We start from the raw sequence: 17317 nt of genomic DNA on the forward strand, positions 1-17317 counted from the left end.
CGGTCAGAACGTCAGGCGCGAGCCCGTGGCGGCGAGCCGCTCGATGGCGGCAGCACCGGCCTGCACGGCCGAACGCCGGTGATAGAAGTTCAGCGCGCGCAGGCCGCCGAGTTCCTCGCCGCCGCCGGCGCGGCCAGGGCCGCCGTGCAGCGACATCGGCATCACGTTGCCATGCCCGGTGTGCAGGCTCGCAACCTCGGGCGAGACCGCGTGCACGCGGCCGTGGCTGTCGGCCAGCGCCGCTGCGGCTTCGGCGATCTGCTGCGGGTCCGTGCCGTAGACCGAAGCGACCAGCGAGCCTTCGCCCCGGCGGATCAGGGCCTGGGCTTCGCCCAGATCGCGATAGGGCAGCAGCGTCGCCACCGGGCCGAACACCTCGACCTCGTGCACCAGACTCGCAGCGTGGGCGTCGCGGGCGCCGAGCAGCGTCGGGCCCATGCAGGCGGCCACCGCCGGGTCGGCATCGACGATCGGGTGGGAGGCACCGTCGTGCAGCAGCTCGGCCTGCTCGCGCAGCTGCGCCAAGCCGGCACGCACGCCGTCGAGCTGCTCACGGCTCACCAGTGAGCCCATGCGCACGCCGTCGCTGCGCGGGTTGCCCACGGCAATGCCGCGCAGCTTGGCCGAGATCGCCTCGGCGATGGCGTCGTAGCAATGGCCCGGCACGAAAACACGCCGGATCGCGGTGCACTTTTGACCGGACCTGACCGTCATTTCGCGCACCACCTCGCCGACCAGCAGCTCGAAGCTGGCGCTGCCCGGCGACGCGTCGGGCAGCAACAGCGCGGCGTTGAGGCTGTCGGCTTCGATGTTGACGCGCACCGAATGCCGCGTGACGGCCACGTGCGAGCGGATCAGCGCAGCGGTGTCGGCCGAGCCGGTGAAGGACACCACGTCGAAAGGCCGCAGGGGGTCCATCAAGCCCTTGGAGCTGCCGCAGACGATGGACAGCGCGCCCGGCGGCAGCACGCCGGCGGCCGTCACGTCGGCCACCATGCGCTGGGTCAGCCAGGCTGTGGCAGTCGCCGGCTTGACGACGACCGGCACGCCCGAGAGCAAGGCCGGTGCAGCTTTCTCCCACAGTCCCCAGGCCGGGAAGTTGAAGGCGTTGATGAACAGCGCCAGGCCGCGGACCGGGGTCAGCAGATGCTGCGACTGGAAGGTGCCGTCCTTGGCGAGCCGCATCGCGTCGCCGTCCAGCAGGGCGCGAGCATCGCCGAGCGACTCGCCCCATTTCGCGTACTGCGCCAGCGTGTAGAGCGCACCCTCGATGTCGACGCCCGAGTCCTTGCGCGTGGTGCCCGAGTTGGCCATCGAGATGTCGTAATAGGCTTCGCGATGGGCCTGCAGCACCTGACCCACCTCGGCGAGCAAGGCAGCGCGTTGGCGGTAGGTGAGGGCACGCAATGCGGTGCCCCCGGTCTCGCGCGCATAGTCGAAGCCTTCGGCGAGGTCCAGCCCTTCGCTGCTGACCCGCGCGAGTTCGGTGCCCAGCACCGGGTCGAACAGCGGTGTGCCGGGGCCGCTGCCGTGTTGCCAACGGCCGGCCAGATGATTGGAAAGCAGGTTCATGTACGGGTGAATTCGATGCGCCCTTCGGGCAGGAGATACAGCACCAGGGCGCGGCCCTGGCGGACGGTGGGCCGGTGTGCACTGCCCGGCGGATAGACCTTCCAGCCGGCCGGGCTGCCGTCGAAGCGGGCGTCGGGCGCCAGCGGCATGATCAGGTCGACCTCGCCGGTCGGATGGATGTGGTGAGGGCCGGCAACGTCGTCCATGTCGACGACGTCCACCGAAAAACCGTAGGTTTCAAGCGAAGGACGGATGACACGGCCGTAGCGGATGCCGTCGGCCTCGTGCTTGCACAGCCAGCCCTCGCGCACACCCGCCTCGCATGTCGCCTGCATCTGCTGGAACCAGTCGGACCCCGGCCCGTGGGTCTGGTTCAGCCATGCCTGCAACCCGCCGTCCAGCGGCTGGCCGGAAAGGGCCTGCGTTATCGTTCGCACCAGGGCATGAAACTGCTCGCGCATTCGGGTCCTCGTTCCTTGCGATGCGGGGGCAAGCGCTTGCGGGCCGGCATCACATGAAGTATCGTGCATGTGTTGGGAACAATACGCGGGTGATCTGATCCATGTCAAGAAAAATAATGCATGCTCGGGTAAATACCGAGGACGGCCGCACAGCTTCTGCTGACGCCGCGAAAGGGCAACACACCGTGGACATGACCGAACTGAACACTGATGCAGGGGCGGCGAAAGACTCCTTTCTGGTCGCACTCGGCGAGCGCATACGCACGGTGCGTGCACGGCGAGGCCTGACCCGCAAGGAAACGGCATTGGCCGCGGACGTCTCAGAGAGGCACCTGGCCAATCTGGAGCTGGGCACCGGCAATGCATCGATCCTGGTGTTGAACCAGGTGGCCCAGGCACTGCAGTGCTCGCTGGCAGAGCTGCTCGGTGATGCAACGACGTCGTCGCCGGAGTGGCTGATGATCCGGGAGCTGTTGGAGGGCCGCTCCGAGGCGGATCTGCATCGGGCGCGCCAGAAGCTGGTCGAGCTGTTCGGATCGGGCGGCGACAAGCACTCGCGCCAATCGCGCATTGCCCTGGTCGGCCTGCGCGGCGCAGGCAAGTCGACCCTGGGTCGCATGCTGGCCGAAGACCTGGGCTTCCCGTTCGTCGAGTTGAGCCGCGAGATCGAGAAGGTCGCGGGGTGCAGCATTGTCGAGATCCACTCGCTGTACGGCACCAACGCCTACCGGCGCTACGAGCGCCGCGCCCTCGAGGAGACCGTGCAGATCTACCCCGAGGTGGTCATTGCCACGCCCGGCGGCATCGTTTCCGACGCGGCCACCTTCAATCTCCTGCTGTCGCATTGCTACACGGTGTGGCTGCAGGCCGAACCCGAGGACCACATGAAACGCGTGGTCGCGCAGGGCGATTTCCGGCCGATGTCCGGCAGCCGGGAGGCCATGGACGACTTGAAGCGCATCCTGGCCGGGCGCGCAGCCTTCTATGCCAAGGCCGACCTCAGCTACAACACCAGCGGACATTCGCTCGAGGCCAGTTTTGCGGGCCTGCGTACCGCGGTCCGCGATGCGGTGGGGCTGATGGACTGGACGGCCTGACGGCCTGTCCCCTGCGGCCTTCGTCGGCCCCTCACGGGGCGGCACCGACGGAACGGCACAGCCGGATCCCTGGCGGCACTGGCGATGTGCGGACGGTGGACGGTGGTTTTTCTTCGCGGACGTTCTCGCTGCGACGGGCGGTGGGCCTCATCACTTCCTGGGGTTTGCCCGAGCTTGGTGTTCTTGACGCGGCTCATGACATGCACTATTGTGCAGTCAACACAGCACTGCATGCAGTTTGGTGCATGCGCCGACAGGAGCCTTCAGATGAACGACACCACACGCGTGGACTACCAGACCGATCCTTCCCGCTACAGGCACTGGAAGCTGAGCTTCGACGGTGCGGTCGCCACGCTGGCGATGGACGTGGCCGAGGAAGGCGGGCTGCGCCCCGGCTACAAGCTGAAGCTGAACTCCTACGACCTGGGCGTGGACATCGAGCTGCACGACGCGCTGAACCGCATCCGCTTCGAACACCCGGAGGTGCGCGCCGTCATTGTCACCAGCCTGAAGGAGCGCATCTTCTGCTCGGGCGCCAACATCTTCATGCTCGGACTGTCGAGCCACGGCTGGAAGGTGAACTTCTGCAAGTTCACCAACGAAACGCGCAACGGCATCGAGGACTCCAGCCGCCACAGCGGGCTGAAGTTCGTCGCGGCACTCAACGGCGCGTGCGCCGGCGGCGGCTACGAGCTGGCCCTGGCCTGCGACGACATCGTGCTGGTCGACGACCGCTCGTCGTCGGTGTCGCTGCCGGAGGTGCCGCTGCTGGGCGTGCTGCCCGGCACCGGCGGCCTGACGCGCGTGACCGACAAGCGCCATGTGCGCCATGACCTGGCCGACATCTTCTGCACCACCAACGAGGGAGTGCGCGGCCAGCGCGCGGTGGACTGGCGGCTGGTCGACGCGATCGCGAAGCCGGCCCAGTTCGGGCAGGCGGTGCAGGAGAGGGCTCAGAAGCTGGCTGCCGGCAGCGACCGTCCTGCCGATGCCCGAGGCGTTGCACTGGTCCCGCTGCAACGCCGCCTCGAGACCGATGCGATCCGCTATTCGCATGTCGATGTGCAGATCGACCGCCACCGCCGCACCGCGACCTTCACCGTCAAGTCGCCTGCCGCGGCGCAGCCGGCCGACATCGCCGGCATCGAAGCCGCCGGCGCCGGCTGGTGGCCGATGCAGATGGCGCGCGAGCTGGACGACGCCATCCTGGAGATGCGCACCAACGAGGCCGACATCGGCACCTGGCTGTTGAAGACCGAAGGCGACGCCCAGGCCGTGCTGGCTTGCGATGCGAGGCTGAAGGCGCACCAGAACCACTGGTTCGTCCGCGAGGTGACCGGCCTGTTGCGCCGCACGCTGGCACGGCTGGACGTGTCCTCGCGCAGCCTGTTCGCGTTGATCGAGACGGGGTCGTGTTTCGCCGGCACGCTGGCCGAACTGGCCTTCGCGGCCGACCGGGCCTATATGCTGGCGCTGCCCGACGATGCCGACCGCACGCCGCGCCTGCAGTTGAGCGAGCTCAACTTCGGCACCTACCCGATGGTCAACGGCCAGTCGCGCCTGGCGCGCCGCTTCTATGAGGAAGCCGGCCCCCTGGGGGCCGCACGGGCTGCCGTCGGCCAGGCGCTGGATGCCGACCAGGCGCTCGGACTGGGCCTGGTCACCGCCGCACCCGACGACATCGACTGGACCGACGAGATCCGCCTGGCCATCGAGGAGCGCGCAGCGATGTCGCCCGATGCGCTCACGGGCCTCGAAGCCAACCTGCGCTTCGCTCAGAAAGAAACCATGGAGACGCGGATCTTCGGCCGCCTGACCGCCTGGCAGAACTGGATCTTCCAGCGCCCCAACGCCGTGGGCGACAAGGGTGCACTGAAGGTCTACGGCAAGGGCGAGAAAGCCGCCTTCGACCTGCACCGGATCTGACCGGCACGTTGTGCGGCACGGATCCCGACGGGTCGCGCCGCCACCGAGTTCTCTTCCTCCTCCCACCAGCACAGCATCGACCGCGGAGATCTGAATGACCGGCATCAACTACAGCGAGAAGATTCCCAACAACGTCAACCTGGCCGAGGACCGCACGCTGCAGCGTGCGCTCGAGCAGTGGCAGCCCAACTTCCTGGGCTGGTGGGGCGACATGGGCCCCGAGGGCTCTCATCAGTACGACGTCTACCTGCGCACCGCGACCAGTGTCGACCCGCAGGGCTGGGCCCAGTTCGGTCACGTGAAGATGCCCGACTACCGCTGGGGCATCTTCCTCAACCCGAAGGAGGAAGGCCGCAAGATCCACTTCGGTGATCACGCCGGCGAAGACGCGTGGCAGGACGTGCCCGGCGAGCACCGCGCCAACCTGCGCCGCATCATCGTCACTCAGGGCGACACCGAGCCGGCCTCGGTCGAGCAGCAGCGTCACCTGGGCCTCACCGCGCCGTCGATGTACGACTTGCGCAACCTGTTCCAGGTCAATGTGGAAGAGGGGCGCCACCTGTGGGCCATGGTCTACCTGCTGCACAAGTACTTCGGCCGCGACGGCCGCGAGGAAGCCGACGCGCTGCTGCAGCGCAACTCCGGCGACGCCGACAACCCGCGCATCCTCGGCGCCTTCAACGAGCGCACGCCGGACTGGCTGAGCTTCTACATGTTCACGTACTTCACCGACCGCGACGGCAAGTTCCAGCTGTCGGCGCTGGCCGAGTCGGGCTTCGACCCGCTGGCCCGCACGACGAAGTTCATGCTGACCGAGGAGGCACACCACATGTTCGTGGGCGAGTCGGGCGTGTCGCGCGTGATCCAGCGGACCTGCGAAGTGATGAACCAGCTCAAGACCGACGACCCGGCGAAGATCCGCGCCGCCGGCGTGGTCGACCTGCCGACTCTGCAGCGCTACCTCAACTTCCACTACAGCGTCACGATCGACCTGTTCGGCGCCGACGAGTCGTCCAACGCAGCGACCTTCTACACCTCTGGGCTGAAAGGTCGTTACGAGGAGGGCAAGCGCACCGACGACCACCGCCTCAAGAGCGAGACCTACAAGGTGCTGGAGGTGCGTGACGGGCAACTTGCCGAGAAGGACGTGCCCATGCTCAACGGCTTGAACGAAGTGCTGCGCGACGACTACATCAAGGACTCGATGGCGGGTGTGGGGCGCTGGAACAAGGTCATCGAGAAGGCCGGGATCCCGTTCAGGCTGACGGTGCCGCACAAGGCCTTCAACCGCCAGATCGGCACGCTAGCCGGCGTGCGCGTCTCGCCCGAAGGCCGCGTTGTTTCCCAGGCCGAGTGGGACGCGAAGAAGGACCAGTGGCTGGCGACGCCCGACGACCGTGCTTTCGTGGCTTCGCTGATGGGGCGCGTGGTCGAGCCGGGCAAGTTCGCCAACTGGATCGCCCCGCCGGTGATGGGCATCAACCGCCAGCCGGTGGACTTCGAGTACGTGCGGTTTGGCTGATAGCGACCATCCCTATGGCCTGCGGCGGCTTGCAGCCCGCGCCGGACCGGGGACGGTCCGACTCTTCGCCAGGCACGAACAGTCCGCAGGGACTGTTCGTGTCCGGCTCAGCCCCCTGCAAGGGGGCGACACCACGCGGACCGACGGAGCCGGATCCGCGGTGTCCACTGGAGAACGCGCTGCCGTATCGCGTAGGACGACCGCGAATTGAAGGATTCAGCATGGACATGGCGACGCAGACGGTCATCATCAAGCAGCACCTGATCGACCCCGAGATCTGCATCCGCTGCAACACCTGCGAGGCCACGTGCCCGATCGGCGCGATCACGCATGACGACCGCAACTACGTGGTGAAGGCGGACGTGTGCAACGGCTGCATGGCTTGCGTACCGCCATGCCCGACCGGTGCGATCGACAACTGGCGCCAGATGCCGAAGGCGCTCGCCTATTCGATCGAGGCGCAGCTCGGCTGGGACGAATTGCCGCCCGAGCTGAGCGACGACCAGCTCGCGGCCGCGGGGGTGGACATGGCGCAGGCCGAGGTGTCGCTGGCGCCGGGCGCTGCCGCGATGCCAGCGTCGAACACGGCCGGCGATTCGCCGCTGAACGCCGCTGCGTATGGCGCCACGGTGCCGCCGTGGTCGGCGGCACATGCGTATACCAATCTCTATGGCCCCAAGAGCCCGACTACCGCCACCGTGGCGGGCAACTTCAAGGTCAACGAGGCCGGCACCGAGAACGAGACCCATCACATCGTGCTGGACTTCGGCGCCATGCCGTTCCCGGTGCTGGAGGGGCAGTCGATTGCGATCGTGCCGCCGGGCGCCGACGCCCACGGCAAGCCGCATCACGCCCGCCAATACTCGATTGCCAGCCCGCGCAACGGCGAGCGCGCCGGCTACAACAACGTCTCGCTGACCGTGAAGCGCGTGACGGCCGATCACCAGGGACGCCCCGTGCGGGGCATCGCATCGAACTACCTGTGCGACCTGAAGGTGGGCGACACGGTGCAGGTGATCGGGCCGTTCGGCACCAGCTTCCTGATGCCCAACCACCCCCGTTCGAACATCGTGATGGTGTGCACCGGCACCGGCAGCGCACCGATGCGCGCGATGACCGAATGGCGGCGGCGCCTGCGTGCCGGCGGAAAGTTCGAAGGCGGCAAGCTGATGCTGTTCTTCGGGGCACGCACGCAGCAAGAACTGCCGTATTTCGGCCCGTTGATGAAGCTGCCCAAGGACTTCATCGACGTCAACCTGGCCTTCTCGCGCACGCCCGGGAGCCCGAAACGCTATGTGCAGGACCTGATGCGAGAGCGCGCGGCCGACCTGGCGGGGCTGCTCGCGAGCCCGGACACCTACGTCTATGTCTGCGGGCTGAAGAGCATGGAAGAGGGCGTGTTGCTGGCGCTGCGCGAGGTGGCGCTGCAGGCGGGGCTGCCATGGGAAACGCTGGGCGCGACCTTCAAGCGCGAAGGGCGGCTGCACCTGGAGACCTACTAGCCCAGCACGCTTCGCGCGCCCCTCAAGGGGCGACGCCAGCGGACCGGCGCCGGATCGGCGGCGTCACTCGGATTGTCCGATTCATGTACTGGTGATGTTTCGATGAACACCCTCCAAGTTTCTCGCTCGGCGACGGGCGTAGCGACGGTCGAGATGGCCCGGCCGGAACGCTACAACGCTTTCGACGAGACCATGATCGCCGAGCTGGCGCAGGCCTTCGATGCGCTGTCTGCCGACCCAGAGGTGCGGGTCGTCGTGCTGGCCGGGCAAGGCAAGGCTTTCAGTGCGGGGGCCGACCTGGAGTGGATGCAGCGTGCCTCTCTGGCGAGCTTCGAGTGGAACCTGGACGATGCGCGCCGCTTTGCCGCGATGCTGGCGTGCATCGCGGCCTGCCCCAAACCCACCATAGCGCGAGTGCAGGGGCTGGCACTGGGCGGTGGTGCCGGGCTGGCATGCGCCTGCGATATCGCGGTCGCCGCCGACGACGCGCAATTCGCCGTCAGCGAGGCGCGCTTCGGCATCCTGCCCGCGGTGATCGGGCCTTATCTCGTCAATGCGGTAGGGCCGCGCCAGGCACGGCGCCTCGCGCTCACTGCCGCACGCATTCGCGCCGAGGAAGCCCTGGCCTTGGGGTTGGTGCAGCAGGTGGTGCCGTCGGATCGGCTGGATGCGGCGGTGCAGGCCACTGTGAACGAGCTGCTGAAGAACGGCCCGCAGGCGCTCAGCGAAATCAAGCGGCTTTTCGGCCGGCTGCAGGCGGGCCCCGTGAACGAAGAGGTGCGCGAACTCACCGCCCGCACCATCGCACGCGTGCGCGGCAGCGATGAGGCGCGCGAAGGTTTTGCGGCGTTCCTGGCGAAACGTCCGGCTGCGTGGGGGTCGTCATGAGTGCAGCGTTGAAAACCGCGCCGGTGCTGGTGGTGGGGGCCGGCATCATGGGCGCCGGCATCGCCCAGGTGGCCGCGCAATCGGGCCATCGCGTGTGGCTGCATGATGCTCGCGCAGGCGCAGCAACCGAGGCCCATCGCAAGCTGGCTTCGAGTCTTGAGGCCTTGGTCGCCAAGGGCCGGTTGAGCGTGGAAGCGGCAGGCGCCACGCTGGCGCGCATCGAGCCGGTCAGCGCACTGGAACAGGCCCGCGACGCCGGCCTCGTGATCGAGGCCATCGTCGAGAACCTGGATGCCAAGCGCGAGCTGCTGCAAGAGCTGGAAGCGCTGGTGCCGGCCCATGCCGTGCTGGCGTCGAACACCTCGTCCATTTCGATCACGGCGCTGGCCCGTGGCCTGCAGCAGCCCGGCAGGGTGGTGGGCATGCATTTCTTCAACCCCGTGCCGGTGATGAAGCTGGTCGAGGTGGTGTCCGGGCTGCACACCGACGCGGCGGTGGCCGAGGCCATCTTCGAGCTGTCCGTCGCCTGGGGCAAGACCCCGGTGCACGCGCGTTCCACGCCGGGGTTCATCGTCAACCGCATCGCGCGGCCGTACTACGCCGAAGCACTGGCGCTGTTGCAAGAGCAGGCCGCGACGCCGGCCGTGCTGGATGCGTGCTTGCGCGGCGCAGGGTTCCGGATGGGGCCGTGCGAGCTGATGGACCTGATCGGCCACGACACCAACTACTCGGTAACGGAGTCGGTCTACCACGCCAACCACGGCGACAAGCGCTATGCACCTTCCCTCGTACAGCGCGAGATGGTCGACGGCGGGCTGCTGGGCCGCAAGTCGGGACGCGGCTTCTATCGGCACGATGCCGCGATGCCGGAAGCCGGCAGCTCGCAGCCCGTACAGACGGTTGCCTGGCCCGAAGCAGCCGACCTCGTCGTGCATGGGGGCGGCCCGGGTGCACAGCTGTGGCAACGCGCTGCGCAGGCAGCGGGCTGCGTCTGCGCCCATCGGCCCGACAGCCCCTGGACCGGCCTGCAGGCCGGCTTGGCGCAATTGCGCCTCACCGATGGTCGGCCAGCCCTGCAGGTGAGCGTGGAAGAGGGCGTGCGGGACCTGGCGCTGTACGACCTGCCGTTGCAGGGCGGCGGCGCACTGGCCTGGAGCGGCAGTGCAGCGTCGAACGAAGGCTGGCTGGAGCAGGTGCCGCAATGGCTGGGCACGGCCGGCTACGCGCCTCGGCGCTTGCAGGATGCCCCGGGCCTCGTCGTGGCGCGCACGATCGCGATGCTCGTCAACGAAGCGTGCGATGCCGCGCACCAGGGCGTGTGCACGCCCGAAGGCGCCGACCTCGCGATGAAGCTGGGCGTCAACTACCCGGCCGGCCCGTTCGAATGGCTGGAGCACTGGCCTGCGAACGACGTCGTGCGTCTGCTCGACCACCTCGACACCTGCTACCGCGGCGAGCGCTACCGGGTCAGCCCTGCGCTGCGCCAACGGGCGTGGCAGGCGACGGTTGGACCGCGGGCTTCTTGACGGGCCGTCTCAAGGAGAGGCGAGCAACAAGCGCTCGATCAGCGCGCTGCGATCGGCCTTCTGCGATGCGGTGCCTTGCGAATGCAGCAGTGATTCCGCGACCTCGTAACCATAGAGGATGAAGGCCCGCGAACGTGCCTCGGCGATGCCGAAACCCAGGGCGGAGAAGCACTGTGCGATGTATGACAGGCGTCGTGAATCCACGTCGTCGAGTGCCTGACGTGCCATCGGGTCACTGCGCGCCCAGGCGCGAATCGCCAACTCGATACGTGCGGCCCGCTCGGCAGCCCGGCCGCGGAACGGCAGGCTCAGCAGCTCCTTCACCAGCGCGCGCGGATCCGATTGCACCTTCTCGAAGCGCTGGATGATCTGTTCGGTGGCGGCATTGCGCCACGTCTCCAGCATGTGCAGCAGCAGGTCGTCGCGGTCCTTGAAGTGCCAGTAGAAGCTGCCGCGGGTGACGCCCAGGGTCTTGGCCACCACGTCCACCCGTACCGCGTCGATGCCATGGTCCACCAGCAGTGCGGTGGCGCACTCGATCCAGCGCTCGGGCGTGAGCGAGATGCGCGGCTGTTCTGCGGTCGCGGCACTGGGTTGCTTGCGGCGGCGCAGGGGCGCCAGGCGTTCGGTATCTGCCATCGGAGCTGCCTCATCGGAAAGCCGGGGATTATCCAGCATGGAACCATACACATATGTATGTGTACGGGGGCAAACCCCGATGCAGATCATGGGCAACATAACTAGCATTTCTTTCCATACACATGTGTATGTGTATGGAGACAGGAATGATCCAAGGATGCTTCGAAGATCCCGGCATGCTGGCGCCGGCGCGCACCGTGAAGATCGACTTCGATGGCGGCGCCTTCGTGCTGCGTTCGCCCGAGCCGCTGCGGCCATATGCCCGTTGCGTCGGCGAATGGCTCGAGCACTGGGCCGAGCACACGCCTGACGCACCGGCACTCGCCGAACGCGATGAGCAAGGCGAGTGGCGCGTGCTGACCTGGTCTGCGTTGCGCCGCCTGGTCGGCTCGGTGGCGCAAAGTCTGCTGGGACTCAGGCTGCCGCCGGCCAAGCCCGTGGTCGTGCTGTCCGACAACGCCATGGACCACGCACTGCTGATGTTGGCGACGATGCACATCGGCCGCGCGGTCTGCACGGTATCGAGCGCCTATTGCCGACTGACGAGGGACTACAGCAAGGTGCACGGCATCCTGGGCACGCTCGACCCCGCGCTGGTGTATGCCTCGGACTCGGCCATCTACGGTGCGGCGGTGAGCAGCGCACGGCTCGACGCGGTGGCGGTGTTCAGCCGCGGCGCCGAAGCCTGCCCCGGCGCCCTGGCGTTCTCGAGCCTGACCCGCACGATCGAAAGCGACGAGGTGCGCACCGCCTTCGAGGCCATCCTGCCCGACACGCCGGCCAAATACCTGCTGACATCCGGGTCGACCGGGCACCCGAAGGTCGTCGTCAACACGCACCGCATGCTGTGCGCCAACCAGCAGATGATCGCGCAGGTGTGGCGCTTCCTGGAGCAGGAGAAGCCTGTCGTGCTCGACTGGCTGCCCTGGAGCCACACCTTCGGCGGCAACCACAACATGAATCTGGTGTTGCGCCACGGCGGCACCCTCTACATCGACGACGGCCGCCCCGCACCGGGCCTTGTCGACAAGACAGTGCGCAACCTGCGCGAGGTGCGCCCGACGCTGTACTTCAACGTGCCGCGCGGCTTCGACATGCTGCTGCCGTACCTGGAGTCCGACGAGGCGCTGGCACGCGGCTTCTTCTCGGGGCTGCGCATGCTCTTCTACGCCGGGGCCGCGCTGCCGCAAGCCACCTGGGAGCGGCTGCAGGCCGTCGCGCGCAAGGTGCGTCGGGAGCCGGTGTGGTTCACCACCTCATGGGGTTCGACCGAGACGTCGCCGGCGGTCACCAATGCACATTGGCAGCTCGACCGCGCCGGCTGCCTGGGGCTGCCGCTGCCGGGCATGGAGCTGAAGTTCGTGCCCAACGGCGAGAAGCTCGAGCTGCGCGTGCGAGGCGTGTCGGTGTTTCCCGGGTATCGCAACGCCCCGGACCTCACCGCGCAGGCCTTCGACGACGAGGGCTACTACAAGATCGGCGACGCGGGCTACCTCGTCGACCCAGACCGGCCCGAGCGCGGCGTCGTCTTCAATGGCCGCGTGACCGAGGACTTCAAGCTCACGACCGGCACCTGGGTGTCCGTGGGCACCTTGCGCGTGAAGGTGGTCTCGGCGCTGGCGCCGCTGGCGCAGGACGTGGTCGTCACCGGGCACGACCGCGACGAGATCGGCGTGCTGATCTTCTTGCAGCCCGCCGCGCGCGAACTGCCGCCCGAAGAGCTCAAAGCCCGCGTGCGCGACGCGCTGCTGAGCCTGCGTGCCGACGGCGGCGGCTCGTCACAGGCGCCGGCACGGGCGCTGCTGCTGCCCGATGCGCCGGATGCCGATGCCGGCGAGATCACCGACAAGGGTTACGTGAACCAGCGTGCGGTGCTGACCCGCCGTGCCGCCGACGTCGCCGCGCTGTACGCAGGCGGGGCCGACCCGCGCGTCGTGCTCGCCCGATGAATCATCACTTCTTCCAGGAATGCGCATGAACTTCCAACCGGTGCCCGGCCTGCTGGCTCAATTGCCGCTGCTGCGCGCGCAGGCCGATGGCCCCATCGTGCACCTGCAGCTGGCGCGGCCCGACAAGCGCAACGCGATCAACGATGAACTCGTCGCGCAAATCCATACCGCGTTTGTCAACCTGCCCGCCCAGGCACGGGTGGCGATCGTCAGCGGGGAGGGCGAGCACTTCTGTGCCGGGCTCGACCTGTCGGAGTTGAACGAACGCGACGTCGGCGAAGGCATCGAGCATTCGCGGCGCTGGCACGCAGCGTTCGAGCAGGTGCAGTTCGGCCGCGTGCCGGTGATCGCGGTGCTGCATGGCGCGGTGGTCGGCGGCGGGCTGGAACTGGCAGCGTCGGCGCATTTGAGGGTCGCCGAACCCTCGGCTTTCTACGCGCTTCCCGAGGGGCAGCGCGGCATCTTCGTCGGAGGCGGCGGCTCGGCGCGCATTCCGCGCCTGGTGGGCGTCTCGACCATGACCGACATGATGCTCACCGGCCGTGTGCTCGATGCGCACGAGGGCCACTCGGCCGGCTTGTCTCACTACCTCGTCGAAGCCGGCGCCGGGCTCCGGCATGCGATGCAGCTGGCCCGCAAGGTGGCCACCAACGCGCCGCTGTCGAACTTCGCCGTGATGCACGCCTTGCCCCGCATCGCCGACATGGCCCAGGGCGACGGGCTGTTCGTCGAATCGCTGATGTCGGCGATTGCGCAAGGCGACGACGCCGCCAAACAGCGCGTGCGGGATTTTCTGGAAAAGCGCGCGGCCAAGGTGGGCGTGGCATGACACCGGACAGGAACTGAGATGGCATCCAAAGGCATGTTCGACGGCTTCGAGGGGGTCTGGCTGCTCGACGGCGTGCGCACCCCGATGGTCGACTACTGCGGCGCGTTGGCCAGCGTGTCGCCCACGGACCTGGGCATCAAGGTGGCGCGCGAGATCCTGGCGCGCACGGACATTCCCCCTGCGCAGGTCGATCAGGTGCTGGCCGGCAGCATGGCGCCCGGCGACTTCGACCAGTTCTACCTGCCGCGGCACATCGGCCTGTATGCCGGCGTGCCGCTCGAGGCGCCGGCCTTGATGGTGCAGCGCATCTGCGGCACCGGTTTCGAGCTGTTCCGCCAGGCCGGGCACCAGATCGAAGCCGGTGGGACCGAGACGGTACTGGTGGTCGGCACCGAATCGATGTCGCGCAACCCGATCGCCGCCTTCGAGCACCGGCAGGGCTTCAAGCTCGGTGCGCCGATCGGGTTCAAGGACTACATGTGGGAGGCGCTGAACGACTCGGCTCCTGCCATCTCGATGATCCATACGGCAGAAAACCTGGCACGCAGCTACGGCCTCACCCGCGGGGAGGTCGACAGCTACGCGGCGCGTTCGTTCGAACGGGCCGTGCGGGCACAGTCGGCCGGCTGGTTCGACGGCGAGATCGTTCCGGTGCGCGACGAGCGCTTCGAACTGGAAGGCTATCGGCCGCGGGGCATACGCCTGTCGGGCAAGACAGAGGAAGTTGCCGCGGACACCCACCCGCGGCCGTCGTCGGTGGAGGTGCTGGCCAAGCTGCGGCCGGTGTACCCCGGTGGCGTTCAGACCGGCGGCAACAGTTCGGCGCTGACCGACGCCGCTGCCGCTGCCGTGGTGGCGTCGACACCCGCAATGCAGCGCTGGGGCAGGCGGCCGCTGGCGCGCGTGGCAGCCGCCGCTGTCGTGGGCGTGCGGCCAGAGGTCATGGGCATCGGCCCTGCACCCGCGATCCGGCTGCTGCTGGAACGCACCGGGCTGCGGCTCGACGACATCGCGCGCTTCGAGATCAACGAGGCACAGGGCGCGCAAACCCTGGCCGTGCAGCGCGAATTGGGGCTCGACGAAGCACGCCTGAACGTGCATGGCGGTGCGATCGCGCTGGGCCATCCCCTCGCGGCCACCGGCGTGCGGCTGACCGTCACCGTGGCGCGGCAGCTGCGCGAGGCGCAGGCGCGCTGGGGCGTCGCCGCCGCTTGCATCGGCGGAGGCCAGGGCATTGCGCTGCTGCTCGAGAACATGGAGGCCGCATGAGCCGGGCCACCACGTTCGCGGTGCAGGTGCAGTTCGGCGACTGCGACCCAGCCGGCATCGTGTTCTTTCCGAACTTCTCGCGCTGGATGGACGCTGCGTCACTGCACTTCTTCGTGCAGTGCGGCGTGCCGCCCTGGCGCGAACTCGTCAAGACGACCGGGATCATCGGCACGCCGCTGCTCGAGATCCACACCCGCTTCCTGCAGCCGGCCACTTACGGCGAGACCCTGGAGGTGCACACCGACATCGAGGAGTGGCGCCGCAAAGTCTTCATCCAGCGACACCGCGTGATGCGGAACGAGACCCTGCTGTGCGAGGGCCGCGAAACGCGTGCCTTTTGCATCCGCGATGCCGAGGGGCGCCTCAGATCGATCCCCGTTCCCGACGACATCCGCACCTTGTGCGCATGAACTTTCCCTGACCCGAAGACGAAGGAGACAATCCATGAAAGCTGTATTCAAGGCCGGCCTGGCTGTCATCGCGGTGGCCACCTCCGGCACGGCACTGGCCGACCTCACGATCGGCGTGGTGCTGCCGCTCACCGGGCCGGCCTCCGGCCTCGGCATCCCGATGCAGAACGGCTTCAAGCTATGGCCGCAGACGATTGCGGGCGAGAAAGTGCGGCTGGTCATCCTGGACGACGCCACCGACCCGAGCAAGGGGGTGCAGAACGCTCGCCGCCTGGTGACCGAGGACAAGGTCGACGTGTTGATGGGCTCCGGCGCGACGCCGGTGGCCATTCCGATGGCCGATGTGGCGGCCGAGGCCAAGACACCGCACCTGGCGATGTCGCCGGCGCCTCTGCCGGCCGGCAAGGACCACTGGACGTTCCGGCTGCCGCAGTCCAACGGCGTGATGGCGAACGCGATCGTCGCGCACATGCAGAAGTCCGGCGTCAAGACGGTGGGTTTCATCGGCTACACCGATGCGTACGGCGAATCGTGGCTGCAGGAACTCAAGCCGCGGCTCGAGAAGGCGAGCATCCAGCTGGTCGCCACCGAGCGTTTTGCACGTGCCGACACCAGTGTGACGGCCCAGGCGCTCAAGCTCACGTCCGCCAACCCGGATGCCATGGTCATCGTCGCCTCGGGCTCGGGCGCTGCCATGCCGCAATTGGCGCTGGTGGACCGCGGGTACAAGGGCAAGTACTACCAGACCCATGCCGCGGCCACGCGTGACCTGATGCGCGTCGGCGGCAAGGCGGTGGAGGGCACCTTCGTGTCGTCGGGGCCGGTGGTGGTGGCCGAGCAGCTGTCCGACGAGCACCCGTCCAAGGCGCAGGGCCTGAAGTTCGTGCAGGCCTACGAAAAAATGTTCGGTGCCGGCACGCGCAACCAGCTGGCTGCACATTCCTATGACGGCCACCTGCTGCTGGAACAGGTGGTGCCGGTCGCGCTGAAGAAGGCGCAACCGGGCACGCCGGAGTTCCGTGCCGCGCTGCGCGACGCGATCGAGAACGCGCAGGCCGTCGCCGTCAGCCATGGCGTGCTCGACTTCAGCCCGACCGACCACTGGGGATTCCGGCCCGACACCGGCGTGATCATGAAGGTGGTCAATGGGGACTGGCGGCTGGAGAGATAAGCCCACCCCTGCGGGCTTCGCCCGCCCCTCAAGGGGCGCCGCTGGCGGACCGGCAGGGATGGGCTCACCCCTACGGCCTTCGGCCGCCCCTCGAGGGGCGCCACCAGCGGACCGGCAGAGCCGGATCCGCGGCGGCACTCGGATTTCGGGGCTGCGCTGGGTGCCGGTTGGGGGCGGGCGCATTGAGACGAGACGGACATGGACATCTCCATTGCAAGCATCCTGCTGCTGGACGGCGTGACGAACGGAGCGATCTACGCGCTGCTGGCGATGGCCACGGTGCTGCTGTTCGCGGTGACGCGGGTGATCTACATCCCGCAAGGCGAGTACGTGGCGTTTGCGGCGCTGACGGTGGGCCTGCTGCAGCTGGGCCAGGTGCCCGGCACCGTGTGGTTCCTGCTGGCGATGGCCGCGCTGGTGGCGGTGCTTGACGCGTGGGCCGGCTGGCGAGGCGGGCAGGGCGTGGGCGCGGTGCTGCGGCAGGCCTTGCGCACGCTGGCCTGGCCGGTGGCGGTGTCGGCGCTGACGATCTGGCTGGCGCCGCAGCGCCCGCCGC

At 68.1% G+C, this 17317-nt stretch carries 14 protein-coding genes and 1 pseudogene; 12 read left to right on the forward strand and 3 right to left on the reverse strand.

Annotation, left to right across the window (positions count from 1 at the left end; genetic code table 11):
* Positions 1-3: 3 nt before the first annotated feature.
* Entirely contained in the window at positions 4-1572 is a 1569-nt protein-coding gene (locus M8A51_RS24880; RefSeq protein WP_251781325.1) for a 3,4-dehydroadipyl-CoA semialdehyde dehydrogenase, read from the reverse strand.
* Entirely contained in the window at positions 1569-2033 is a 465-nt protein-coding gene (locus M8A51_RS24885) for a 4-hydroxylaminobenzoate lyase (protein ID WP_251781326.1), read from the reverse strand. The genes M8A51_RS24880 and M8A51_RS24885 overlap by 4 nt, the downstream gene beginning before the upstream one ends.
* 191 nt (positions 2034-2224) lie before the next feature.
* Between M8A51_RS24885 and M8A51_RS24890 the strand changes: the two genes are divergently transcribed.
* From M8A51_RS24890 to M8A51_RS24915, 6 genes are all read left to right on the forward strand, one after another.
* On the forward strand, positions 2225-3130 hold the full coding sequence (locus tag M8A51_RS24890) for a helix-turn-helix transcriptional regulator (RefSeq protein WP_251781327.1): 906 nt from the start codon (positions 2225-2227) through the stop codon (positions 3128-3130).
* A 267-nt stretch (positions 3131-3397) separates the two neighbouring features.
* Positions 3398-5056 carry a 2,3-epoxybenzoyl-CoA dihydrolase gene (gene boxC, locus M8A51_RS24895; protein WP_251781328.1) on the forward strand — a complete coding sequence of 553 codons (1659 nt, stop codon included), beginning with the start codon at positions 3398-3400 and terminating at the stop codon, positions 5054-5056.
* A 94-nt stretch (positions 5057-5150) separates the two neighbouring features.
* Positions 5151-6578 carry a benzoyl-CoA 2,3-epoxidase subunit BoxB gene (boxB, locus tag M8A51_RS24900; RefSeq protein ID WP_251781329.1) on the forward strand — a complete coding sequence of 476 codons (1428 nt, stop codon included), beginning with the start codon at positions 5151-5153 and terminating at the stop codon, positions 6576-6578.
* A gap of 221 nt (positions 6579-6799) precedes the next feature.
* Positions 6800-8080 carry a benzoyl-CoA 2,3-epoxidase subunit BoxA gene (gene boxA / locus M8A51_RS24905; RefSeq protein ID WP_251781330.1) on the forward strand — a complete coding sequence of 427 codons (1281 nt, stop codon included), beginning with the start codon at positions 6800-6802 and terminating at the stop codon, positions 8078-8080.
* A gap of 102 nt (positions 8081-8182) precedes the next feature.
* Complete coding sequence (locus M8A51_RS24910; protein ID WP_251781331.1) at positions 8183-8968, forward strand: enoyl-CoA hydratase-related protein; 786 nt, start codon at positions 8183-8185, stop codon at positions 8966-8968.
* Positions 8965-10494, forward strand: coding sequence for a 3-hydroxyacyl-CoA dehydrogenase (locus tag M8A51_RS24915; RefSeq protein WP_251781332.1), 1530 nt, complete (start codon positions 8965-8967; stop codon positions 10492-10494). Before M8A51_RS24910 ends, M8A51_RS24915 begins: the two co-directional genes overlap by 4 nt.
* 9 nt (positions 10495-10503) lie before the next feature.
* Here the strand turns inward: M8A51_RS24915 and M8A51_RS24920 are convergent, their stop codons facing one another.
* Positions 10504-11232 carry a TetR/AcrR family transcriptional regulator gene (locus M8A51_RS24920; protein ID WP_251781333.1) on the reverse strand — a complete coding sequence of 243 codons (729 nt, stop codon included), beginning with the start codon at positions 11230-11232 and terminating at the stop codon, positions 10504-10506.
* Positions 11233-11279: 47 nt separating this feature from the next.
* Between M8A51_RS24920 and M8A51_RS24925 the strand changes: the two genes are divergently transcribed.
* From M8A51_RS24925 to M8A51_RS24950, 6 genes and pseudogenes are all read left to right on the forward strand, one after another.
* Positions 11280-13082, forward strand: coding sequence for a feruloyl-CoA synthase (locus M8A51_RS24925; RefSeq protein WP_251781334.1), 1803 nt, complete (start codon positions 11280-11282; stop codon positions 13080-13082).
* A 19-nt stretch (positions 13083-13101) separates the two neighbouring features.
* Complete coding sequence (locus tag M8A51_RS24930) at positions 13102-13911, forward strand: crotonase/enoyl-CoA hydratase family protein (RefSeq protein ID WP_407062262.1); 810 nt, start codon at positions 13102-13104, stop codon at positions 13909-13911.
* Positions 13912-13929: 18 nt separating this feature from the next.
* Positions 13930-15180, forward strand: a complete 1251-nt coding sequence (locus M8A51_RS24935) for a thiolase family protein (protein WP_251781336.1) — start codon at positions 13930-13932, stop codon at positions 15178-15180.
* The gene (locus M8A51_RS24940) at positions 15177-15590 is read left to right on the forward strand and encodes an acyl-CoA thioesterase (protein WP_251781337.1); all 414 of its coding nucleotides are present in this window, start codon (positions 15177-15179) and stop codon (positions 15588-15590) included. The genes M8A51_RS24935 and M8A51_RS24940 overlap by 4 nt, the downstream gene beginning before the upstream one ends.
* Positions 15591-15624: 34 nt before the next feature.
* Positions 15625-16761: an ABC transporter substrate-binding protein gene (locus tag M8A51_RS24945; protein WP_251781338.1), complete on the forward strand. Its 1137-nt coding sequence runs from the start codon at positions 15625-15627 to the stop codon at positions 16759-16761.
* 198 nt (positions 16762-16959) lie between these two features.
* Positions 16960-17317, forward strand: a pseudogene (locus M8A51_RS24950) (branched-chain amino acid ABC transporter permease); the annotation flags it as partial.

This window comes from Caldimonas mangrovi, assembly GCF_023721835.1.
Lineage (GTDB): Bacteria > Pseudomonadota > Gammaproteobacteria > Burkholderiales > Burkholderiaceae_C > Caldimonas > Caldimonas mangrovi.